The organism is Microbacterium sp. NPDC089321, assembly GCF_040684935.1.
GTDB lineage: Bacteria > Actinomycetota > Actinomycetes > Actinomycetales > Microbacteriaceae > Microbacterium.
This window is the reverse complement of the sequence record NZ_JBFBGX010000001.1, coordinates 354,183-376,570: the sequence shown is the minus strand read 5'-3', so window position 1 is coordinate 376,570 and position 22,388 is coordinate 354,183. Positions and strand designations below refer to the sequence as shown.

Annotated in this window: 19 protein-coding genes; 15 read left to right on the top strand and 4 right to left on the bottom strand. The window is 69.8% G+C overall.

The window, feature by feature from the left end:
• Window positions 1-65: 65 nt before the first annotated feature.
• The gene (locus tag AB0N59_RS01755) at window positions 66-1,190 is read left to right on the top strand and encodes a M20/M25/M40 family metallo-hydrolase (RefSeq protein WP_363477865.1); all 1,125 of its coding nucleotides are present in this window, start codon (window positions 66-68) and stop codon (window positions 1,188-1,190) included.
• Window positions 1,191-1,209: 19 nt separating this feature from the next.
• On the opposite strand, the gene AB0N59_RS01750 is transcribed toward AB0N59_RS01755, so the two are convergent.
• Window positions 1,210-2,301 carry a C39 family peptidase gene (locus AB0N59_RS01750; protein WP_363477862.1) on the bottom strand — a complete coding sequence of 364 codons (1,092 nt, stop codon included), beginning with the start codon at window positions 2,299-2,301 and terminating at the stop codon, window positions 1,210-1,212.
• Window positions 2,302-2,622: 321 nt separating this feature from the next.
• Between AB0N59_RS01750 and AB0N59_RS01745 the strand changes: the two genes are divergently transcribed.
• From AB0N59_RS01745 to AB0N59_RS01715, 7 genes are all read left to right on the top strand, one after another.
• Window positions 2,623-4,476, top strand: a complete 1,854-nt coding sequence (locus AB0N59_RS01745) for an ABC transporter substrate-binding protein (protein ID WP_363477859.1) — start codon at window positions 2,623-2,625, stop codon at window positions 4,474-4,476.
• A gap of 95 nt (window positions 4,477-4,571) precedes the next feature.
• The gene (locus AB0N59_RS01740) at window positions 4,572-5,612 is read left to right on the top strand and encodes an ABC transporter permease (RefSeq protein WP_181417606.1); all 1,041 of its coding nucleotides are present in this window, start codon (window positions 4,572-4,574) and stop codon (window positions 5,610-5,612) included.
• Window positions 5,609-6,526, top strand: coding sequence for an ABC transporter permease (locus AB0N59_RS01735; protein WP_363477856.1), 918 nt, complete (start codon window positions 5,609-5,611; stop codon window positions 6,524-6,526). Before AB0N59_RS01740 ends, AB0N59_RS01735 begins: the two co-directional genes overlap by 4 nt.
• A 3-nt stretch (window positions 6,527-6,529) precedes the next feature.
• Complete coding sequence (locus AB0N59_RS01730) at window positions 6,530-8,188, top strand: ABC transporter ATP-binding protein (RefSeq protein ID WP_363477853.1); 1,659 nt, start codon at window positions 6,530-6,532, stop codon at window positions 8,186-8,188.
• Entirely contained in the window at window positions 8,185-9,159 is a 975-nt protein-coding gene (locus AB0N59_RS01725) for an LD-carboxypeptidase (RefSeq protein WP_363477850.1), read from the top strand. Before AB0N59_RS01730 ends, AB0N59_RS01725 begins: the two co-directional genes overlap by 4 nt.
• On the top strand, window positions 9,156-10,010 hold the full coding sequence (locus tag AB0N59_RS01720; RefSeq protein WP_363477847.1) for a serine hydrolase: 855 nt from the start codon (window positions 9,156-9,158) through the stop codon (window positions 10,008-10,010). The genes AB0N59_RS01725 and AB0N59_RS01720 overlap by 4 nt, the downstream gene beginning before the upstream one ends.
• Before the next feature lie 25 nt (window positions 10,011-10,035).
• On the top strand, window positions 10,036-10,734 hold the full coding sequence (locus AB0N59_RS01715; RefSeq protein ID WP_363477844.1) for a DUF2520 domain-containing protein: 699 nt from the start codon (window positions 10,036-10,038) through the stop codon (window positions 10,732-10,734).
• 46 nt (window positions 10,735-10,780) lie between these two features.
• Here the strand turns inward: AB0N59_RS01715 and AB0N59_RS01710 are convergent, their stop codons facing one another.
• The gene (locus tag AB0N59_RS01710) at window positions 10,781-12,574 is read right to left on the bottom strand and encodes a DUF2207 domain-containing protein (protein WP_363477841.1); all 1,794 of its coding nucleotides are present in this window, start codon (window positions 12,572-12,574) and stop codon (window positions 10,781-10,783) included.
• Window positions 12,575-12,662: 88 nt separating this feature from the next.
• Here AB0N59_RS01710 and lysS point away from each other — a divergent pair, with 88 nt between their 5' ends.
• Window positions 12,663-14,186: a lysine--tRNA ligase gene (lysS, locus tag AB0N59_RS01705; protein ID WP_363477838.1), complete on the top strand. Its 1,524-nt coding sequence runs from the start codon at window positions 12,663-12,665 to the stop codon at window positions 14,184-14,186.
• A gap of 13 nt (window positions 14,187-14,199) precedes the next feature.
• Entirely contained in the window at window positions 14,200-15,387 is a 1,188-nt protein-coding gene (locus AB0N59_RS01700) for a MarP family serine protease (protein WP_363477835.1), read from the top strand.
• 23 nt (window positions 15,388-15,410) lie between these two features.
• On the opposite strand, the gene AB0N59_RS01695 is transcribed toward AB0N59_RS01700, so the two are convergent.
• Window positions 15,411-16,523 (bottom strand): DUF4192 family protein, encoded by a 1,113-nt coding sequence (locus AB0N59_RS01695; RefSeq protein WP_363477832.1) that lies wholly within the window; start codon window positions 16,521-16,523, stop codon window positions 15,411-15,413.
• A 180-nt stretch (window positions 16,524-16,703) separates the two neighbouring features.
• Here AB0N59_RS01695 and AB0N59_RS01690 point away from each other — a divergent pair, with 180 nt between their 5' ends.
• From AB0N59_RS01690 to AB0N59_RS01680, 3 genes are all read left to right on the top strand, one after another.
• Window positions 16,704-16,877 (top strand): hypothetical protein, encoded by a 174-nt coding sequence (locus AB0N59_RS01690; protein ID WP_204975566.1) that lies wholly within the window; start codon window positions 16,704-16,706, stop codon window positions 16,875-16,877.
• A gap of 42 nt (window positions 16,878-16,919) precedes the next feature.
• Complete coding sequence (gene cls, locus AB0N59_RS01685; RefSeq protein WP_363477829.1) at window positions 16,920-18,383, top strand: cardiolipin synthase; 1,464 nt, start codon at window positions 16,920-16,922, stop codon at window positions 18,381-18,383.
• A gap of 71 nt (window positions 18,384-18,454) precedes the next feature.
• Complete coding sequence (locus AB0N59_RS01680) at window positions 18,455-19,165, top strand: hypothetical protein (RefSeq protein ID WP_363477826.1); 711 nt, start codon at window positions 18,455-18,457, stop codon at window positions 19,163-19,165.
• An 11-nt stretch (window positions 19,166-19,176) separates the two neighbouring features.
• Here the strand turns inward: AB0N59_RS01680 and AB0N59_RS01675 are convergent, their stop codons facing one another.
• The gene (locus AB0N59_RS01675; RefSeq protein ID WP_363477823.1) at window positions 19,177-20,175 is read right to left on the bottom strand and encodes a diacylglycerol kinase family protein; all 999 of its coding nucleotides are present in this window, start codon (window positions 20,173-20,175) and stop codon (window positions 19,177-19,179) included.
• 77 nt (window positions 20,176-20,252) lie between these two features.
• On the opposite strand from AB0N59_RS01675, the gene serS reads away from it, so the two are divergent.
• The gene (gene serS / locus AB0N59_RS01670; RefSeq protein ID WP_363477820.1) at window positions 20,253-21,569 is read left to right on the top strand and encodes a serine--tRNA ligase; all 1,317 of its coding nucleotides are present in this window, start codon (window positions 20,253-20,255) and stop codon (window positions 21,567-21,569) included.
• The gene (locus AB0N59_RS01665) at window positions 21,566-22,360 is read left to right on the top strand and encodes an HAD family hydrolase (RefSeq protein ID WP_363477817.1); all 795 of its coding nucleotides are present in this window, start codon (window positions 21,566-21,568) and stop codon (window positions 22,358-22,360) included. The genes serS and AB0N59_RS01665 overlap by 4 nt, the downstream gene beginning before the upstream one ends.
• Window positions 22,361-22,388: the final 28 nt, after the last annotated feature.

Genomic DNA, 22,388 nt, shown 5'->3' with positions numbered 1-22,388 from the left:
CGGACTCGAATGGCAGGATCAATCCACAGATATGTTTCGTAACTGTACTCACTGAGGGAGCGCACATGGGCAACTCCTGGGCGAGCGACGCCGATCTCGTACGCGAACGCATCGCGCACCTGGTCTGCATCGAGTCGCCGTCGTTCGACGTGGCCGCCAGCCATGCCATCGCCGATGACCTCGCCGGCTGGTGGACCGACGCCGGCGCCGAGGTGCGCCTCGTGACGACCGAGAACGGGGTGCACCTCGTCGCCGAGCTCGCCGGCGCGGGCGAGCCGCTGCTGCTCGTCGGCCACACCGACACCGTCTGGCCGCGCGGCGCGCTGCGCGGCGATGTGCCGTGGGCCATCGACGGCGACGTCCTGCGCGGCCCCGGCGTGTACGACATGAAGAGCGGGCTCGTCGTGATGCTCGCCGCCGCCGAGCGGCTGCGCGATCGTCCGCGACGCGCGGTCCGCGCTGTGCTGGTGTGCGACGAGGAGGTCGGCTCGCCCTCCGCGCAGGGGCTGCTGCGCGAGTGCGCCACGGGGGTGTCCGGCGTCATCGGGTTCGAGTCCCCGCATCCCGACGGCGCCCTGAAGGTCGGCCGCCGTGGCAGCACTCGGATCAGGCTGTCGACCGTGGGGCGCGCCGCGCACGCCGCACTCGACCCCGGCGCGGGCGTCTCGGCGATCGACGAGCTCGTCGATCAGCTCGTCGCGATCCGTGCGATCGTCGGCGACCCCGCACTGCCGTCGGAGGTGCTCTGCAATGTCGGATCCGTCGACGGAGGGGGACGAGCCAACGTGGTGCCGGCCGCCGCGTCTGCCGAGATCGGCCTCCGCTTCATCGACGGCGAGACCGAGGCGCGGGTTCTCGACGCCCTGCGTGCCCTCGCCCCGGTTCGGGAGGGAGCGCAGGTGCAGGTCGAGGTGCTGAGCCATCGACCCGCCTGGGCCGCCTCGAGCGCCGATCGCCGACTGCTCGAGCGAATCGCGGCCGCGGCGGAGCGCGTGGGGCAGACGGCAGAGGGTCGGCCCGCGGCCGGTGCCGGCGACACCAACCTGCTCGGCAGCCTCGGCCTGCCCACGGTCGACGGCTTCGGGCCCCGCGGTGGCGGTGCGCACGCGGTCACCGAGCACGCCTCGCTGGCATCCGCGATGCAGCGGATCGACCTGCTCGAGGCTCTGCTCGCCGACATCGCCGGCTGAGCCGGTCGGATTCACGCGCTCACCACGGCGCATCGCCCGAGGTGGGCGGCAGTGCGTGCCCGCGGGGCGTGACGAGGTACGCCGTGCGACGACTGCGCGCCCAGACAGCGTCGAACTCCTCACGCGCGTAGGTGCGCAGGCCGGCCTCGCCGCCCGGGTTCGCCGGGTCGGCCACGAGCACGTCGCCCTCGGGCGTGAGGCCGCGCACGACGATGAGGTGCCCGGTCGGAGCGTCGTAGTCGGCGCCCGCGAGCTCTGCCCGGTCGGCGAACCGGATCGACGTGATGAGCGGGATGCCCGCCGCTGTCAGCGTTCGCGCGTCGTCCAGCGACCTCAGTCGCGTGACGACCGCGGCGAGACCCAGGCCGCCCGCCACCGCGGCATTGAACGACCAATTCCCCGTGCCGTCGTAGGGCGCGTCGTAGGCTTCGCGGGCCACCCACGGCACTCGCGGGTCGGCACCGTCGGGCGCCTCGTCGGCCGACTCGGGGATCTCCACCTCCCAGGCGTCCATCACCATCGTGAGCGACGTCGGCGAGCACCAGACCGGGCCGCCGCCGCCGAGGTCGTCGCGGGCGGGGTACGCCCGCTGGGAGAGGGGACGCAGGCGGGCCGCGGCTCCCGCCAGCGGTGCGGAAGGTTCGGGCGAGCCCGGTTCCCGGGGCTTTTCTGGCCTGTGGTCGGGCGCGGAGAAGCTCACGGCGGCGAGATGGAGCGGATGCCCTTGCGGAGCCTCTTCCAGAGTGATGCGCAGACGCACCGCGTCGAATGGCGCGCCGTCGGCGGCCATCAGCACGTCGGTGTCGACGGACGGCGCCGCACCGGCGCTCGACGGGGGAGTGGAGACGCTGCGCCTGCGCCCGGCCGCGCCCCATTCCGCCAGGGGAAGCCACGGATGCCAGTCGCCCCCGACCATGCGGGCGCTGATCTCGACGACGGCGGCGCGTCCGGGATCCAGGTTCCAGGAGGCGATCGCCTGGTCTGCGGCGAAACCGGCCTCGAGCGGCTCGGAGGTCCAGCGGCGGCCGTCCCAGCCGGTGGCGGGGTCGGCCCTCACCAGGCGGGTGCGCCAGCTCAGCGTCGACGGCGAGGTGGCGTCTGTGGGTGACATGCGCGGTGGACTCCGATTGTTAGGACGGTTGATCTGTAACGGATCATCGGCCACCGGCGCGATGACGTCAAGAGGTCACGCGTCGATCGCATGGACGCGCGGAGTCGGATTGACCCGCGATATGACAAGTGACGTAGGCTGTACGCGCGTCAAGGAAGCCGCCGATGAGCAGGTCGAACGATGTCGACGACGACACCGCCGACCCGTGTCGCTGGCAAGTATCTGGAACGAATGTGTTGACCAGAGCTCTTGACGTGCGGTTCTATTGCTGAATCCCCACGGGCCCCGTCGCAGGGCCTCGGCACCGAAAGAAGGACGCTCATGCGAACACGTCACAGCAAACATCTGGTCCGTGCCCTCTCGGTCGCGGCTGCCGCCGCGATGGTGCTCGCACCCGCGACGGCCTCGTACGCAGCAGCGCCGACCGGCGTTCACGCGGCGGACTCGTCGACTCCCCCGTCCGACAAGTCGGACGCGAAGACGCTGCGCATCGCGACCTCGGGCTTCGTCGACTCGTTCAACCCGTTCACCTCGATCTACCTGCTGCCCACGAACACGCTGCGCTACACGTACGAGTTCCTCGTGCAGAACTCCCAGGAGGACGGCTCGCCCACCAAGGGCCTCGCCGACAAGTGGGAGACCTCAGAGGGCGGCAAGGTCTGGACGTTCACCCTGCAGGACGGGCTGAAGTGGTCTGACGGCGAGCCGATCACCTCCGACGACGTCGCCTTCACGTACCAGTCGATGATCGACGACCCCGCGCTGGGTGTCGCGAACGGCGGCCTCCTCGCCAACGTCGACACGATCGAGACGCCCGACGAGAAGACCGTCGTGCTCAACATGAAGGCACCGCAGGCGCCGAACCCCGGGGTCGAGATCCCGATCGTCCCGAAGCACGTGTGGGAGAAGATCGACAGCCCCGCCGAGCACCCGAACGACAAGGACGTCGTCGGCTCGGGCCCGTTCCTGCTCGAGAGCTACAAGGCCAACCAGTTCATCACGCTGAAGGCCAACAAGGATTTCTGGCGCGGTGCCCCGAAGATCGACCGCATCCAGTACATCTACTACACGAACTCGGATGCTCAGGTGCAGGCGCTGCGCTCGGGCGACGTCGACATGGTCACCGGCCTCACCGCGACGCAGTTCGACGCCCTGAAGGACGTCGAGGGCATCGAGACCCATTCGGGCCAGGGACGTCGCTACTCGGCGATCAGCATCAACGTCGGTCTGAAGACCCGTGACGGGCAGGCGTACGGCAACGGCAACCCGGCGCTGCAGGACGCCGCCGTGCGTCAGGCGATCCGCCTGGGAACCGACACCGACACCCTGCTCGACAAGGTGCTGGGCGGCTACGGCGTTCCCGCGACGAGCTTCGTTCCCGCGTCGTACCCGAAGTGGACCCTGCCCGCCGACGACGAGGTCATCATGGACTTCGATCCCGAGGCGGCCAAGAAGAAGCTCGACGAGGCCGGCTGGGTGGCCGGAGCCGACGGCATCCGCGCCAAGGACGGCAAGCCGCTCTCGCTGCGCCTCTTCGTCGACTCGACGAGCATCACCGAGCAGTCGCAGGCCGAGTACTTCGTGCCGTGGATGAAAGAGATCGGCATCGACGTGAAGGTCGAGGCGACCGACACCGACACGATCACGGCCGAGACCACCAAGGGCAACTACGACATGTACTTCAGCGGCTGGAGCCAGGGTGCTGACCCCGACTACCAGCTCGGCATCAACACCTGCATGAACCTGCCCACCGGCACGGACGGCAGCGGCGGCACCTCGCAGGACGGCTGGTGCGACCCCGAGTTCGACAAGCTGTACGAAGAGCAGCACACCGAGCTCGATCAGGACAAGCGCGAGAGCATCGTGCGCGAGATGCTGCGCATGAACTACGAGGCCACTCCGCAGATCGCGACCTGGTACGCCAACGGCCTCGAGGCCTACCGCTCCGACCGCTTCGAGGGCTTCTCGCTGCAGCCGAAGAACGAGGGCATCATCGCCAACCAGTCCGGGTACTGGGGCTACCTGACCGTCGCCCCGGTGAGCGACGAGGCGGCGGCGGCCGCCGACGGTCCCAACGTCGGCCTGATCGTCACGGGCGTCGTGATCGGTGTGCTCGTGATCGGCGGCATCGTCTTCGTGATGATGCGTCGCCGCAACAGCGCCGACGTCGAATGATCCGGTGATCATCGTGGCGGGTCCCTGGCCCGCCACGATGATCGTCAGCGCACACCGGCCGACGTCTCAGGGGACGTCAGAAGAGGGAGACAGAGATGTCGGATGCGATGCCGGCCACCGAAGCCGTCATCATCGAGGAGCAGGGCGAGTCGCGACCGCGTGGAGTACCCGCGCTGACCTACGCGCTCACCAAGATCGGCGGAGCGCTGATCAGCCTCGCGATGGTGATCATCCTCGGGTTCTTCGCGTTCAAGATCCTGCCGGGCGATCCCGCCGCGGCCATGGCGCGCGACCGCCCGATGACGCCGGAGCAGATCCAGCAGCTGCGCGAGCAGATGGGCCTCGACAAGCCGCTGTGGCAGCAGTTCGGCGAGTATCTGGTCAATGTGTTCACTCTGAACTTCGGCGAGAGCTACGTCTACAAGGAGTCCGTGGCGTCTCTCATCGGGCAGTACTTCTGGAACACGATCCTGCTGACCGGCACGGTCGCGATCATCGCGATCGCGCTCGGACTGTGGCTGGGGCAGAAGGCCGGATGGATGCACGGCTCGCTCTTCGACAAGGTCACCACCGGCACCTCCCTCGTGCTGTGGTCGGTGCCGACCTTCTGGCTCGGCCTGATCCTGCTCATGGTGTTCGGCGGCACGCTGCGCTGGTTCCCGACCGGCGGCATGGTGTCGCCCAATCCGCCGGACGACCTGATCGGGCAGATCCTCGACGTGGTCTCGCACATGGTGCTGCCGGTGATCACGATGGTGGCCGTCGTGTACGCCCAGTACGTCATGGTGATGCGCGCCTCGGTGATGGAGGAGAAGAGCGCCGACTACCTCGTCACCGCCCGCGCGAAGGGCCTGCGCGACGACCTCGTGCGCAGCAGGCACGCGGTGCCGAACGCCCTGCTGCCCGCGGTCACCCTCGTCTTCATGCACATCGGCGGCCTGATCGCCGGGGCGGTCACGGTCGAGACCGTGTTCTCGTGGCCGGGGCTGGGCAAGCTCACCTTCGAGGCGATCCAGGGCCCTGACCTGCCGCTGCTGCAGGGCACCTTCGTGGTGTTCTCGGCGATCATCATCGTGATGAACCTCGCCGCCGACTTCATCTACCGCTGGCTCGACCCGAGAGTGAGGCGCGCATGAGCGCTGAGAAGCTGACCGTCGCGCGCTCACCGCGCGCCATGGCCTGGGAGCGCCGCCGCGGCGCGTTCGGTGCATTCTGCGCCGAGTTCGCTCGCAGCCGTTCGGGCATGATCGGCCTGATCTTCCTGCTGGTCGTGATCGTGATCGCCGCGCTGGCGCCGGTGATCGCCCCGGCCTGGATGCTGGATGTGACGAGGCTGCTGGACTCCCCGCGCTTCGCACCGCCTTCGCCAGAGCACCTGCTGGGCACCGACCATCAGGGGCGCGAGATCTGGGTGCGCATGGTGTGGGGCGCCCAGGTGTCGCTCGTGGTCGGCTTCGCCGCGACCGCCGTCTCGATGATCATCGGAACGATCGTCGGCATCGCCGCCGGGCACTTCACGGGCTGGGTCGGCGGCCTGCTCATGCGCCTGATCGACTTCTTCCTCGTGCTGCCCTCGCTGATCCTCGCCATCGTCCTGTCGTCGGTGCTGCAGCGCGGGGTGTGGACCATCGTGATCGCGATCGGCCTGACCTCGTGGGCCGGGACGGCACGCGTCGTGCGCTCGCAGACGCTGTCGGTCGAATCGAGGGACTACATCGAGCGGTCGCGGGTGCTCGGCGCCGGCCACTGGCACATCATCGTCAAGCACCTGCTGCCCGGGGTGCTGCCGCTGGTGCTCGCCAACACGACACTGACGGTCGGGTCGGCGATCATCGCCGAGTCGACGCTGTCGTTCCTCGGTCTCGGCGACACCACGACGCAGTCGTGGGGAGCCGTGCTGAAGAACTCGATGGACGTGTCGGCCGCGACCAGCGGCTACTGGTGGTACGTGCTGGTGCCCGGCATCGCGATCGTGCTCGTCGTGCTCGCCTTCACCCTCGTCGGCCGTGCCGTGGAGAACATCATCAACCCGACACTGAGGAGCCGTTGAGCGATGCCCGATCTGACTTTCGAAGACGTCTCGATCACGTACCGGACGTCGGGCCGATCCGGTCGAGGCGAGGTGGCGGCCGTGAAGAACATCTCACTGCGTCTGCCCGCCGGCGGCACCCTCGGCGTGGCAGGCGAGTCGGGCTCGGGAAAGTCCACTCTCGCGATGAGCGTGCTGCGGCTGCTGCCGGCGAACGCCACCCTCACGGGGCGGGTCATGGTGGGCGACACCGACGTCACCGAGCTGAACTTCGGGGCCCTGCGGGCTCTGCGCTGGGCCGACGCGTCGATCATCTTCCAGGGCGCGATGCACTCGCTGAACCCCGTGCGCACGGTCGGCCAGCAGATCACCGAGGCCCTCGAGCTGCACGTCACCGACGCCTGGCGCACCGAGAAGGACCGCCGTGCGCGGGTGGCCGAGCTGCTGCGCATCGTCGACCTCGCCCCGCGCAAGATCGACGCGTACCCGCACGAGATGTCGGGTGGGCAGAAGCAGCGCGTGATGATCGCGATGGCGCTGGCCTGCGAGCCGGACATCATCATCGCCGACGAGCCGACGACAGCTCTCGACGTGATCGTGCAGAAGCAGATCCTCGAGATGATCAGCTCGCTGGTCACCGAGCGGGGCATCTCGATGCTGATGATCAGTCACGACCTGTCGGTGCTGGCCACCGCGTGCGATCGCATCGCCGTCATGCGCGACGGCGAGCTGCTCGAGGTCGGCGAGTCGCTGCAGGTCTGCCTCGAACCAGAGCATCCGTACACCAAGCAGCTCGCCGACGCCTTCCCGACCATCGGCGACCCGTCGTCGCGGATGAACCCCGCCAGCCGACGCGACCGCGACACCGGCGCGTCGTCGGCGCATCCGGCGCAGGGGATGAGCGACGAGGTGCTGCTCGAGGCCAGGGGGCTCAACGTGACCTATCACGGTCGCGGCGAGGCTCTGCGGGCGGTGAAGAACGTCGATCTGCAGGTGCGGCGCGGCGAGATCCTCGCGCTCGTCGGGCAGTCGGGTTCGGGGAAGAGCACTCTCGCCCGCACGCTGGTCGGGCTGCAGCATCCGGATGAGGGATCCGTCGTCCGCTTCCGCGGGCAGGACCTGCCGCGCGGCGGACGCGCGCTGCGCGAGTTCCGCAGCGAGGTGCAGATGGTGCTGCAGGACCCGACTGCGGCCCTCAACCCGAAGCTCAGCATCTACGAGTCGGTCGCCGAGGGCCTGCGCGTGCAGCGCTACCAGGGCGACGAGGCGCAGCGCGTCGCGCAGAGCCTGGCCGATGCAGAGCTCACTCCGCCCGAGCGCTTCATGGCCGCCATCCCTCAGGAGCTGTCGGGCGGGCAGCGCCAGCGCGCGGTGATCGCCGGAGCGCTCGCGCTGGGACCGCAGATGCTTGTGGCCGACGAGCCCGTCGCGTCGCTGGACGCCTCGGTGCGCGGCGAGATCCTCTCGCTGCTGCTATCGCTGCGCGAGCGCCTCGGGCTCAGCGCGCTCGTGATCACCCACGACCTGGGGCTCGCCTGGAACATCGCCGACACGGTGGCGGTGATGTACGAGGGCGAGATCGTCGAGTACGGCACGACCGAGCAGGTGCTGCTCGACCCGCAGCACACCTATACGAGGCGACTGCTGGCCGCGGCGCCCACCATCGAGCGGACCATGTCGTGACGAGCGTCGTCGCGCATCCGGTGGTCGACCGTCACGCGTATCTGGCCGACGCGCCGCTGCGTCGCGGCGATCGGGTGCGGCTGGTGTCGCCGTCGGGCCTCGGCAGCGCCGAGAGCCTGGAGCGCGCGGTCGGGTACTACCGCGACTGGGGTCTGGACGTCGTCGTGGGCGATCATGTGCTCGACCCGCATCCGCGCGCGAAGTACCTCGCAGGTCCCGATGAGACGCGACGGCAGGATCTGGTCGACGCGTGGCTCGATCCGGATGCCGATGCCGTGGTGTGCCTGCGCGGCGGCTACGGCGCCATGCGCCTGCTCGACGGGATCGACTGGTCGGCGATGCGCGCGGCGGCGCTTCGCCGCGATGGCCGGCCGAAGCTGCTGACCGGCTCGTCCGACATCACGGCGCTGCACGAGGCGTTCCGTGTGCACCTCGACGTGCCGACGCTGTTCTGCCCGATGCCCGCCAATGACGTGTTCCGCGACTCCGAGACCATTCGCGCCGACGTGCATCGCGGGCTGTTCGAGCCGTGGGGCGGGCGCGAGATCGTGGGGCCGAAGACCGAGGTGATCGCACCCGGCCGCGCGAGCGGGCGCTTCACCGGCGGCAACCTCAGCCTGCTGGCGGGGGCGCTCGGCGCGCCGGAGTCTCGTGCGGTGCCCGACGGCATCCTCTTCCTCGAGGACATCGACGAGGAGGCCTACCGGCTCGACGGGTTCCTTCTCGCGCTGCTGCGCTCGGGGCGTCTCGCGGCAGCATCCGGCATCGTCCTCGGCTCGTGGCACCGCTGCGATCAGTCCGACGCCGTGCGCGCGCTGATGATCGAGTACCTTGCCGACCTCGGCGTGCCGGTGCTGTGGGAGCAGGGCTTCGGGCATGATCCGGATGCCCTGAGCGTGCCGCTCAACGTCGACGGCGTGCTGGATGCAGCGGAGGACGGCATCCGGCTGATCGTGGGAGAGGAGTCATGATGACGATCGCCCTGCCGGCACTGGACGAGCGGGTGACCTGGTCGATCCGGATCGTCGACGCCCGGTCCGGCGATGTTCTCGCCGAGCACGCACCGGATGTGATGTGCGAGACCGCGAGCATCGGCAAGATCTTCCTGCTGATCGAGGTCGCGCGACGGCTGGCCGAGGGCTCGCTGGCGCCCGATGACCTCGTGGCGATCCCCGACGAGCACCGTGTGGCCGACTCGGGGCTGCTCTACCGCATGCGCTCTCAGACGCTCTCGGTTCACGACGCCGCGCTGCTCGTCGGCGCGTTCAGCGACAACCTCGCCACCAACGCCCTGATCTCGCTGTGCGGCCTCGATCGGGTTCGCGCGGTGGCACCGGGCCTCGGGTACCGCGACACGGCGCTGCACGACTACATCCGCTCGGAGCGCACCCCCGATCTGCCGTGGACGCCGTCGTTCGGCACGGGCGCCGAGCTGGCAGACGTGCTGCGCCGGCTCGGGGCGGGCGAGGTGCTCTCGCCCGAGGTCAGCGGGATGGTGATGGACTGGCTCGCCGCAGACGCCGACACGTCGATGGTCGCCGATGCGCTGCTGCTCGATCCGCTCGCGCACGTCGAGGCGGAGTACCAGGGCATGGTTCTGCGTCACAAGACCGGCAGCACGTCGTTCGCCCGTATCGACGCCGGTCACCTGACGGGGCCGGCAGCGAGCGTCGCCTATGCGGTCGCCGCGAACTGGAAGGACAGCGAGATCGATCTGCGTGCTCCGGTGCTCGACGCCATGCGCGCGATCGGCGAGCAGCTGCGTCGGCACGTCACCGGTCGCGAACGCGATGACGCAGCCATGGAGCAGGAGCCGGCCTGAGCCGTCGCGCGGGTAGCATCGTCGGGTGACTCGTGACGGACGCCTGGGCATCGGCATCATCGGCGCAGGCCGGGTGGGGCCTGTGATCGGAGCGGCGCTGGCCGGAGCCGGCCATGCGGTGACGGGCATCACCTCGGGTTCGGATGACGACCGCGCGGCCGCCGTGCTGCCCGGAGTCCCCGTGCTCGACGCTCTCGAGGTCGTGCGGCGCAGCGAGCTCGTCATCGTCGCGGTGCCGCACGATGAGCTGCCAGGGCTGGTCAGCGGCATAGCCGAGCTCGACGGCTGGCAGATGGGGCAGCTCGTGCTGCACACCGATCCTGCCTACGGCATCGAGGTGCTGCGCCCTGCGGCCGCTCGCGGTGCCATCCCGCTCGCGGTGCATCCGGCGATCGCGTTCACCGGCACGACCATCGACCTTCGGCAGCTGCAGGCCGCGTTCGCCGCGGTCACCGCGCCGGCGGCGGTGCTGCCGATCGCGCAGGCGCTCGCCGTCGAGATGGGCTGCGAGCCCGTGGTCGTCGCCGAGGACGACCGGGCCGCGTACGCCGAGGCGATCCAGACGGCATCCGAGTTCTCCCGCGCGATCGTGCAGCAGGCCACCGGACTGCTGCGCGGGATCGGCGTCGAGAATCCCGGCGGCTACCTGTCGGCTCTTGTCGGGTCGACGGTCGAGCAGGCTCTGCGCGCAGCATCCGACCCGGCGGATCCGCCGCTGCTCTGATCCCGGCGCACCGCGGGATCGGCCCTGTCTCGCACTCCGGTGAACGTCAGCGTCCGCCCGAGAAGCCTCCGCCTCCGCCACCGCCGGAGAACCCGCCGCCGGTCGATCCGCCCGACGACGAGCTCGAGGGAGGCGTGTAGGTCGCCGCCGTGTTCAGCGAGGAGGAGTAGCTCGACAGGCGCGATGCGAGCGAGACGCCGACGTAGGCGCTGACCCAGTCGGGGTGTCGGCCCGAGTCGGCATAGGCGGTCTCGAGCACGGTCGACCAGCTGCGCTCTTCGCCGAAGAGCATCGCGTACGGCAGCAGCTTCTCGTACAGGTGCACCACGTCGGACGAGCCGTCTCTGCGCCGCTCGGCACCCTCGACCGACTGCAGCATGCGCAGTCGGTCGGCCTCGGCGACGCGGATGAACTCCCGCACGCCGAGCAGGTACTCGGCCCGCTCGGCGCCTTCTGCGGTGAGCACGGTATGCCTGCTGAAGGCCACGATCGCCGAGATGCCGACGCCGACCGCGGCCAGGGCGAAGGCGATGATCGACAGCGGCAGCAGCTCGCGGTCCTTCGTGGCCGTCCAGATCAGCAGGGCGAGGGTCACGCCGAGCATCCCGAGCGACGCCCAGCCGAATGCGACCGCCGCGCGACTGCGTTCGGAGGTGACCCAGCCGCGGCTCTTCGCCTCGGCGGCTCCCTTGCTGACGAGTCCCTGCATGCGCTTGGCGAACTTCGTGCTCGTGCGCGGGATGCGTCGAGTGGTCGTGTCTCCGGGGAACAGGGCGTCGAGCATCGCCCCGTCGAGCGGATGCCCGGAGCGCGCCCGATCGAGCAGGCGCACCGCCGGACGGTCTTCACCCTCGTCTTCCAGGCGCAGCGCGCCCTGCACCGCCAGGTGCACGATCTGCGCCGGCACGGGGTTGGGCGCGCCCTGGATCAGCGAGGCTGCGACGAGCGGAGGCAGATCGGCGGGCACATCGAACTGCGCGATCACGACGCCGCTCGCGACGCGACGTCGCCGCTGCAGCAGAGCGACCGCGATCCACGTTCCGGCTGCGGTGAGCAGCGACAGCGCCGCGGCGACGGCCGGCCCGAAGTCGGCCACGGGATCGGCGCTGCGGGCGTCCGGCTGCGTGACCGTGCCGGCGGTGAACCCGATCGCCACCGTCACACCGTCGCCTGCCGCGCGCTCGCCGGAGCGCACCCTGTAGGTGGAGCCGTCGCTCGACTGCTCGATGTCGCACGCGAGTCGCTGACCCTGATGGCCGGCGTAGCAGGCTGCGTCGCCGGTGGCGGCGCTCGCGAGAGCGGGAGAGAAGCGGAGCTCGGCGTCGAAGCGACCGATGTCCTGCGTGCTGTTCAGCGGTAGCAGGTTCCAGTAGAACTCGTCGTTGCCCGACTCGGTGCCCTGCAGCATGAAGTCGCGCATGGTCGACTCGATCACGTACGTCGTCGAGCCGTGCACGTAGTCGTCGGTGCCGGTGAGCACGAGCACCATGTCGTCTTCCGTCTCGACCTCGAACGGCACGTCGCGGCCGTTCTCGTCTGTGACCGAGACGATGTCGATGTCGAGACCGGCTCCGAGATATCTCTGCGGGTAGCCGCGGATGATGCCCTTGTTCTGGTCGTGATCGGGGAACTCCGCGACGAGCGTCTCGGTCACCTCCGCGATCGCCCTGCCATCGGCGTCGAGCGAGACGTCGTACTCGGCCGACCAGGAGGAGTACGAGAAGTCGTCGACGTCTGCCGAGGCCGAGGGCGTGAGCACGAGGAGGACCGCGACGATGATCGCGAATGCGGCGAATGCACTCATGGCGCGGAGCAGGGCAGGGGTTCGCTGAGCACGCATGTCGAGAGGCTATCCCGGGCGCTTGCCGGCCGCTTGGGGGCGCGGGGCGCGCCGGTAGACTTGCAGGGACTTTCAAGGAGCCCCACCCATGACTGACGCGCCCGCGCAGACCCCCGCATCCGCTGAGCTGGAAGAGGACGTTTTCGAGCAGAAGGCGGTTCGCCTCGCGAAGCGAGAGCGGCTGATCGAGAAGCGGGCGGATGCCGGTGGCGGCGCCTTCCCGGTGTCGGTGCCGGTCACGCACAGCATCCCGGCGCTGCGCGCGGAGTACGGCGAGCTCGAGCCCGACACCGCGACCGGCGTGGTCGCGGGTGTCGCCGGCCGCGTGGTGTTCAGCCGCAACACCGGGAAGCTCTGCTTCGCGACGCTGCAGGCCGGCGACGGCTCGCGCATTCAGGCGATGGTGTCGCTGGCGAACGTCGGCGAGGAGTCGCTCGCCGATTGGAAGGCGCTCGTCGACCTCGGCGACCACGTCTTCGTGCAGGGCGAGGTCATCTCCAGCCGTCGCGGCGAGCTCTCGATCATGGCGGACGCCTGGCAGATCGCGTCGAAGGCGATCCTGCCGCTGCCCAATGCGTACTCCGAGCTGAGCGAAGAGGGACGGGTGCGCAGCCGGTTCCTCGATCTGATCGTGCGCGACCAGGCCCGCACCACGGTGCGCGCCCGTGCGGCCGTGAACGCGAGCCTTCGCGCGACGTTCACCTCTCACGAGTTCCTCGAGGTCGAGACCCCGATGCTGCAGGTGCAGCACGGCGGGGCGTCGGCGCGTCCGTTCATCACGCACTCGAACGCGTTCGACACCGAGCTCTACCTGCGCATCGCGCCGGAGCTGTACCTGAAGCGCGCCGTGGTGGGCGGCATCGAGCGGGTGTACGAGATCAACCGCAACTTCCGCAACGAGGGCGCTGACTCGACGCACAGCCCCGAGTTCGCGATGCTCGAGGCGTACCAGGCGTACAGCGACTACAACGGCATCGCCGACCTGACCCAGGAGCTGATCCAGAACGCGGCGGTCGCCGTCGCAGGCTCCACGACCGTCACCTGGGCCGACGGCACCGAGTACGACCTGGGCGGCGAATGGGACCGCATCTCGATGTACGGCTCGCTCTCGCAGGCCGCGGGGCGCGAGTTCACCCCACAGGACGACGTGGCGGGTCTGATCGCGTTCGCAGAGGAGCACGGCGTCGACATCCCGCCCCACCCCACGCACGGCAAGCTCATCGAAGAGCTCTGGGAGCACTTCGTGAAGGTCGACCTCGTGCGCCCGACCTTCGTGATGGACTTCCCCGTCGACACGTCGCCCCTGGTGCGCGAGCACCGGTCGATTCCCGGCGTCGTCGAGAAGTGGGACCTGTACGTGCGCGGCTTCGAGCTGGCCACCGGGTACTCCGAGCTGGTCGACCCGGTCATCCAGCGCGAGCGCTTCGTCGAGCAGGCCAAGCTGGCCGCGGGCGGCGACCTCGAGGCGATGCGCGTCGACGAGGAATTCCTGCGTGCGCTCGAGCACGGCATGCCGCCGTGCGGTGGCATGGGCATGGGCATCGACCGCCTGCTGATGGCGATCACCGGTCTCGGCATCCGCGAGACCATCCTCTTCCCGCTCGTCAAGTGATCGGCTGCCGGCCATGACGCCGAACCTCGTCGATCTGCTGATCGCGGTGCTGCTCATCGCGTCGGTGGTGACGGGAGTGAGCGCCGGGCTGTTCGCGGTGCTGGGCTCTGTGTGCGGCGTGGTGCTCGGCGCCCTGGCGGCGCCGTGGGTGCTGCCGCTCGTCGCGCGCGCCGTGCCGGACGGCCAGTGGCGCGGCCTGCTGCTGGTGTTCACCGCGCTCGCGCTGCTCGCGATCGGCGCGACGATCGGCTCGGCGGTCGGTCGTCTGGTGCGCAAGGGCGCCGACCGGCTCAAGCTTCGCGTGGTCGAGCGTCTTCTGGGCGGTGTTGCAGCGGTGGCGGCAGCTGCGCTGGCGATCACGATGGTGGGGTCGTCGATCGCGTCGGCCGGAGTGCCGGGACTGTCGGCGACGGTCGCGTCGTCGACCGTGCTGCGCTCGATCGAGCGATACATCCCTGCCCCCGTCGCCGAGGCGGCCGCCCGGCTCAACGCGCTGGTGTTCGGCGAGTCCGGGCTGCCCAGCCTGCAGGGCCTGCTGCAGCCCGGAGACCTCGATGCCGCACCAGATGCCGCGCCGATCGAGCTCTCGACGCCCGAGCTCGAACGCGCTGCGGGTTCCGTCGTGAAGATCTCGGGCTCCGCCGACGGATGCGGCGTCATCTCCAGCGGCAGCGGATTCGTGGTCGCCGACGACCGCATCCTGACCAACGCGCACGTCGTGGCCGGCGTCGGCTCGCCGATCGTCGAGGTGCCGGGCGAGCCGGCGCGCGACGCCACCGTCGTGTACTTCGATCCGGTCGACGACGTCGCCGTGCTCGCAGCCGATGTCGCAGCTGCGCCGCTCGGGCTCTCCGACGACCTGGACGCGGGCGCCGGGGCAGCGGTCATGGGCTACCCGTTCGGCGGACCGTTCCGTGTCGTTCCCGCAGGCGTCATCTCGTCGTCGACCGCTCCGGTGGATGACATCTACGGCGACAGCAGCGCGGAGCGTAGCGTGTACGCGCTTCGCGCACAGGTCGAGCCCGGCAACTCCGGCGGCCCGCTGCTCACCGACCGCGGGCAGGTCGCCGGGATGGTGTTCGCGAAGGACGCCGCGACGGAGAACGTGGGGTATGCGATGACGAACGCCGAGCTGAAGCCGGTGCTCGCGCAGGTCGCCGACGCGTCCGACCGCGTGTCGGTCGGCGCCTGCATCCGCTGACAGTGCCGAGGGCGATGGCCGCGTCATCGCTCGCGAAGCGCCCACTCGGGAAGCATGGCCGCAGACAGGATGCTCGAGATGAGCGAGGCCATGCTGTGCCCCGGCTCGATGCGCAGGGCTTCGCCGACGTAGACGTCGGCGTGCGATGAGCGACCCATCGCCCACGACAGCCACCCGGCGGCGGTGAGGGCACCCACCTTCGCGTGCCGGGGCGCACGCGCCGCTGCCCAGCGAACGACCTGCAGCGCACAGCCGAGGCGATCGAGATCGGGCTTCGGCCCCCGGCCCAGGAACACCTCGCCGATGGCATCCGGAATCGTCGTGCGGGCGGCCGAGAAGGCGAGCTGCGCATCGAATGCGAGGCGGCCGAAGTCGAGGTCGGTGGCCCACTGCACGAGGATCGCGTCGCGCAGCGGAGGCCGCGACAGGCACCACAGCAGGGCGGCGCACGCATACGGGTCGTCGTCGGCCGGGGCCTCGAGCACGTGCTCCGCGAAGCCGGGGAGGTCGGCGAGCATGGTCTCGGCGGCCAGGAGCGCCATCGGATCGTCGGCGCTTCGCACGCCGCCGTGCATGTGGTGCTCGATGGCCTCGCCGAGATCGCGCAGCGCGCGCCCTGCGCGCTCGCGCTCTCTGAGATCGCTCGAGGGCAGCTCGGCTCCGGCCAGCTGATCGCCGCTGACGTCGCCGATACCCGGCACCTCGGGCGCCGTCGGGATGGCGTCGAGCGGGTGCATGCGCGACCGGTCGTCGAGGTAGTCTCCCCAGCCCTCGCCGGTGACGCACAGCGCCTCGATGACGCGAAGCCCGGTGCTCGCGCACTCGTCGACGAGCGCATCGACGAGTGCGAGCCGCGGCAGCAGCACGCCGTCGGGCACCTGAGTCGCGGCCTCGTCGGTGTACACGACGATCGCGACCGCGTCGACGTCGGGGACCTGCAGCAGGGCGCGCAGCGCCACCGCGGCGACGTCGGCGGGCAGGGCCCCGGGATCGGGCAGGTCGAGGCGCATCGCGCCCTGCGTGCGCGAGCCGTGGAACGGCAGCATGACGATGCTGTTCCGTGGTGTGAAGCCGGCCAGGGCGGGCACGAGGCCCAGGAGCTCGGCGGGGTCTGCGGCGTGGATGATCGTGGTCATGAAGGGGAGTGTGGTCGAGAGCGGCGACTTCGCGATCGGCGTCAGGAGCGTCCTCCCCGGCGACGGTGGACAGGCTCCGGGATCGTCGTCCTGTGCAGGACGATCGCGCCATCAGCCCGCACCAGCCGCACAGCTCGCCGCATCGGCCGCACTCACAGACGCGGGCGGTAGCATGGGGGTGTGGAGAACTTCTGGGTCGCAGCCGCATGGTCACTTCTGCCGACCGTCGCGGTGAGCGTGGTCTTCGTGATCGTGCTCCGCGGCATCCTGCGCTTCGACCGCACCGAGCGCAAGGTGCACGCCCAGATCGAGGCCGAAGAGCGCGCGGCTCGCGGCCTGCCGCCCCGCGTCTGACCCACCGGCTACGCTGAACCGAGGCCATCGAGGGGAGGCGCTGTGCTCGACGTCAACACCTGGCCCTGGTGGGCCGTGGTCGGCTACATCATCATCGATCTCAGCGTCCGGGCGTTCGCGGTCATCGTCGTGCCCCGCAACCGTCGTCCGACGTCGGCGATGGCGTGGCTGCTGGCGATCTTCTTCATCCCCGTCCTCGGCATCCTGCTCTTCCTGCTCATCGGCAATCCGAAGCTGCCGCGCGTACGCAGGCGCAAGCAGGAGCAGATCAATCACTACATCGCCGAGACGGCCAGCAACCTGCGCCTCGGCTCGCTGCGCCCCGACCCTCCGGAGTGGTTCCCCCCGCTGGTCGCGATGAACCAGTCGATGGGAGCGCTGCCGCTCTCGGGCGACAACGGGGCCCACCTGATCAGCGACTACCAGACGTCTCTCGACGTGATGGCCGATGCGATGCGGGAAGCTCAGGACTACGTCCACGTCGAGTTCTACATCCTGCAGGCGGACGACTCGACCGACAACTTCTTCCGCGCGATGGAGGAGACGGCGGCCCGCGGCGTGCCGGTGCGGGTGCTGCTCGACTACTGGGCGAACCGGTGGAAGCCGAAGTACCGCGAGACGATCAGGCGGCTCGAGAAGATGGGCGCCGACTGGCACCTCATGCTTCCCGTGCAGCCGCTGCGCGGCCGCATCCAGCGCCCCGACCTGCGCAACCACCGCAAGCTCCTCGTCATCGACGGCACCGTGGGGTTCCTCGGATCGCAGAACGTCACCGACTCGTCGTACAACCTGCCCAAGAACATCCGGCAGGGGCTGCACTGGGTCGACCTGATGGTGCGCGTCGACGGGCCTGTCGTCGCGAGCCTGAACGCCGTCTTCCTCAGCGACTACTACGCCGAGACCGACACCGTTCCCGAGGGCATCGACATCACCCGCATCGAGACGGGCGCGGGCGACCTCGACTGCCAGATCGTGCCGTCAGGGCCCGGGTTCGAGCTCGAGAACAACCTGCGTCTGTTCCTCGGCCTGCTCTACGCCGCCCAGGAGCGGATCATGATCGTCAGCCCGTACTTCGTGCCGGATGAGGCGCTGCTCGCGGCCGTCACCTCGGCCGTCGACCGGGGCGTGCAGGTCGAGCTGTTCGTGTCGGAGCAGGGCGACCAGGCGATGGTCTATCACGCGCAGCGCAGCTACTACGAGGCGCTGCTGCGCGCCGGCATCCGCATCTGGATGTACCCGAAGCCGTACATCCTGCACACGAAGAGCCTCACGATCGACGACCAGGTGGCGGTGATCGGCTCGAGCAACATGGACATGCGCTCGTTCGGTCTCAACATGGAGGTCTCGATGCTCGTGCGCGGCGAGGAGTTCGTCGACGAGATGCGCGTCGTCGAAGACGAGTACCGGTCGCTCAGCCGCGAGCTGACGCTCGAGGAGTGGCAGCAGCAGCCGCTGCGCTCGACCGTGCTCGACAACCTCGCGCGTCTGACCTCGGCGCTGCAGTAGACGGCGCTCGCTCGGCACCGCGGTGCGCGGCCGGTTCGAGACGCTCGCACCGCCCGTGACACTATCGGGGTATGACCCTCATGCGAGCCCTCTCCTCCGTCGTCACGCTCGGCGCCGTGGCCCTGCTCGCCACGGCGTGCGCAACGGCGCCAGGTGCCAGCGCACCGACGAGCTCGGGTGCGCCGAGCGGCACATCGACACCGCCGACCGCCGACGGCGTCGACGAGGTCGAGGCCGCGTGGCTCGACGGCGGACGTTCGTTCGCGCTCGTGACCTGGGGATCGTCGTCCTGCGCGCCGGTGCTCGTCGATGTCGCGGCGTCCGGTCAGAGCATGCGTGTGACGTTCGCCGCCAGTGCAGAGAAGGCCTGCACCGACGACCTGGCGCCGAGGGCGCTGATGGTTCCGGTACCCGATGGCGTCGACGTCACGACCGAGGTCGAGATCGAGGTCGTTCACGGTGAGCGCACCGACACGGTCGATCTGGACGGGCGTGCGGAGGCGCCGCAGGGGCAGACCGAGTTCCAGCCGTCGGCAGGCTGGTTCGACGACGGCCTCGTGCTGCTGACGTGGGGCTCCAGCTCGTGCGTGCCCGTCGTGAACGACGTTCAGCAGACGGATGCGGGGGCGACCGTCACGTTCGCCGAGATCGACGGAGTCTGCACCATGGACATGGCACCGCGGCTCACGCCGATCATGCTCTCGCAGCCAGACGACGGCGAGGCTTTCGAGCTGACTCTGGTCGGTGCGGGACTCGACCGCGAGATCGTCGTCGAGGGCTGAACGTCAGGGCCTCAGAACCGCGAGGTGTCGTGCCCGTCGGGCAGGGCGATGGTGAGACCGCCGCGCTGCACACGGCACGCCATGCGCACGGCGAGACCCAGCTCGTCGCCGTCGAGCTCGATCGACGTCGGCCCGATCATCGCCGCCTCCGCCGAGGCTCCGCGCAGGTAGCGGATCGACGCGTCCCTGCCGCGCCGCTCGAGCACGAGACGGCCCGCCCGCGTGCGGCGCAGCACGGAGTTGTCCCACCAGACCTTCCGCCAGATGCCGAGCCACCCGAGGGGTCCTGTCGCCTGGATCAGCGCGATGTCCATCGCCCCATCGTCGAGTGAGGCATCCGGCAGCAGCGCGATGCCGGCGGGCAGGGCGCCGCAGTTCGCGAACAGCATGCTGTGCACCTTCGCCGAGTGCAGTCTGCCGTCGTCGAGCTGGTAGACGACGCGGAAGGGCTTCGCTCCCGGAAGCGAGCGCGCGGCGCCGTCGAGATAGGCGACCCAGCCGACCGACCGCTTGAGATCGGGTCTCGTGTTCGCGATCATGTCGGCGTCCAGGCCCATGCCGGCGAGCACGACGAATCCGTGCTCGCTGACGGTGCCGTCGGGCCGGCTGAGCCGCGCCCAGCCCATGTCGACCGGATACGTGAAGCCGGTGAACACGGCCTCCATCACCTTCTCGATGTCGAGCAGGGGAAGACCGAGGTTGCGGGCGAAGAGATTGCCCGTGCCTCCTGGCAGGACGGCGAACGGCGTGCCCGTGCCGGCCATGGTCTCGGCGACGGCGCGGATGGTGCCGTCGCCGCCGGCGGCGAGCACGGCCGTCGCTCCCTCGTCGAGGGCGAGGCGGGTGATGGCCTGACCGGGGTCTTCGATGGTCGTCTCGTAGAACCTCGGCGGCGCCCAGCCATGCGTGCGCGAGAGCGACAGGAGAGCTGCGCGCAGCCGCACGACATCGACCTTCACCGGGTTGAGGATGAGAGCCGCGTGCGCGTTCTCGTTCCCGGATGCCGACATGACGCCACTCTACGACCTGAGCGCTCGCCGCCTGACCGCCGCCCGAGCGGTGTCAACGCCCTCGATAGACTTGGCGCATGATCGATCTCGCCCTTCTCCGCGACGAGCCCGAGCTCGTCCGACGCTCACAGATCGCGCGCGGGAACGCGCCCGAAACCGTCGACGCGGCGATCGAGGCCGATCGATCGCGCCGCGATGCGCTGAACGCCTTCGAGACGCTGCGCGCCGAGCAGAACGCGTTCGGCAAGACCGTCGCCAAGGCTCCGAAGGACGAGAAGGCCGCGCTGGTCGCCCAGGCCAAGGACCTGGCCGATCGGGTCAAGGCCGCGCAGCAGGCGGCGAACGAGGCGGCGGATGCTGCAGCATCCGCCCTCGACCGCATCGAGAACGTCATCGTCGACGGCGTCCCCGCCGGCGGCGAGGAGGACTTCGTCGAGCTGCGCCGCGTGGGCGACGTGCCCACCTACGACTTCGAGCCGCGCGACCACCTCGAGCTCGGTGAGATGCTCGGGGCCATCGACATGGAGCGCGGCGTGAAGGTCTCGGGCTCGCGCTTCTACTTCCTCAAGGGCGTCGGCGCACGGCTCGAGATCGCTCTGATGAACCTCGCGCTCGACAAGGCGCTGGCCAACGGCTTCACGCCGATGATCGTGCCCACGCTGGTTCGGCCCGAGATCATGCAGGGCACCGGATTCCTCGGCGAGCATGCCGACGAGGTCTACCACCTCGACAAGGAAGACCTCTTCCTCGTCGGCACGAGCGAGGTGCCCCTCGCCGGCTATCACAAAGACGAGATCCTCGACCTGAGCGCGGGCCCCCATCGATACGCCGGGTGGTCGACGTGCTACCGCAGCGAGGCCGGTTCGTACGGCAAGGACACCCGCGGCATCATCCGGGTGCACCAGTTCAACAAGCTCGAGATGTTCGTCTACACGACGCCCGAAGACGCCGAGGCCGAGCACGACCGTCTCGTGGCCCTGCAGGAAGAGATGCTCACCGCGCTCGGTCTCGCCTACCGCGTGATCGACGTGGCCGCGGGCGATCTCGGATCGAGCGCGGCGCGCAAGTTCGACATCGAGGCGTGGGTGCCCACTCAGGGCGCCTTCCGTGAGCTCACGTCGACATCGAACTGCACGACCTACCAGGCGCGCCGGCTCGACATCCGGTACCGGCCCGAGACCGACGACGCGGCCGCGGCGAAGACGCGCAGCGTCGCCACGCTCAACGGAACGCTGGCCACGACCCGGTGGATCGTCGCGATCCTCGAGACGCACCAGCAGGCAGACGGATCGGTGACCGTGCCCGAGGTGCTGCGCCCCTACCTGGGCGGCATCGAGGTGCTGCGGCCGATCGGCTGGACGGAAGAGCCGGCAGCCGCGCAGGGCGTCGAGTGACGTCGCGCGGCCTCGTCGGGCTCGATATCGACGGCACCATCCTGCTGCAGGACGAGACGCTCAGCCCCGGCGTGACCGAGGCGGTCGATGCCGTCCGCTATGCCGGGTACGAGGTCATGCTCGCGACAGGGCGCAGCTGGGGCGGCACCAAGAGGTACATCGACGAGCTCGGCCTCACCGCCGAGTACGCGGTGTGCTCGAACGGCGCCGTGGTCATGCGCCGTGTCGGCGACGACTGGGAGCGCTGGCGCGTCGAGGTCTTCGACCCGGCGCCCGTGCTCGCGCTGCTGCGCGAGAGCCTGCCCGAGGCACGGTACATGGTCGAGCTCGGCTCTGGCGAGCGCCTCTACACCGACGTGCTCGACGACTGGACGCTCGATGCCGGCCGCGAGGTCGAGTTCGAGGAGCTGATGCGTCAGCCCGTCTCGCGCGTCGTCGTCGTCTCACCGCAGCACGACGAGGAGGACTTCCAGCGCATCGTCGCCGAGGCGGGTCTGAACGAGGTGTCGTACGCCGTCGGCTGGACCGCCTGGCTCGACATAGCGCCGAAGGGCGTCGACAAGGGCACCGCTCTCGAGCGGGTGCGCTCGCAGCTCGGCACGCCCCGTGAGAACGTGCTCGTTGCCGGCGACGGCCGCAACGACCTCGGCATGTTCGCCTGGGCTCTCGAAGGCGGAGGACGCGCCGTGGCGATGGGCCAGGCCGTCGACGAGGTGCAGAACGCGGCGGGTGAGCTGACCGGAGCCGTGGAAGAGGGCGGACTGGCATCCGCCCTTCGCACTCTCCTCTGAACCCGCCGATGCGCCGGGCATCCGCCCA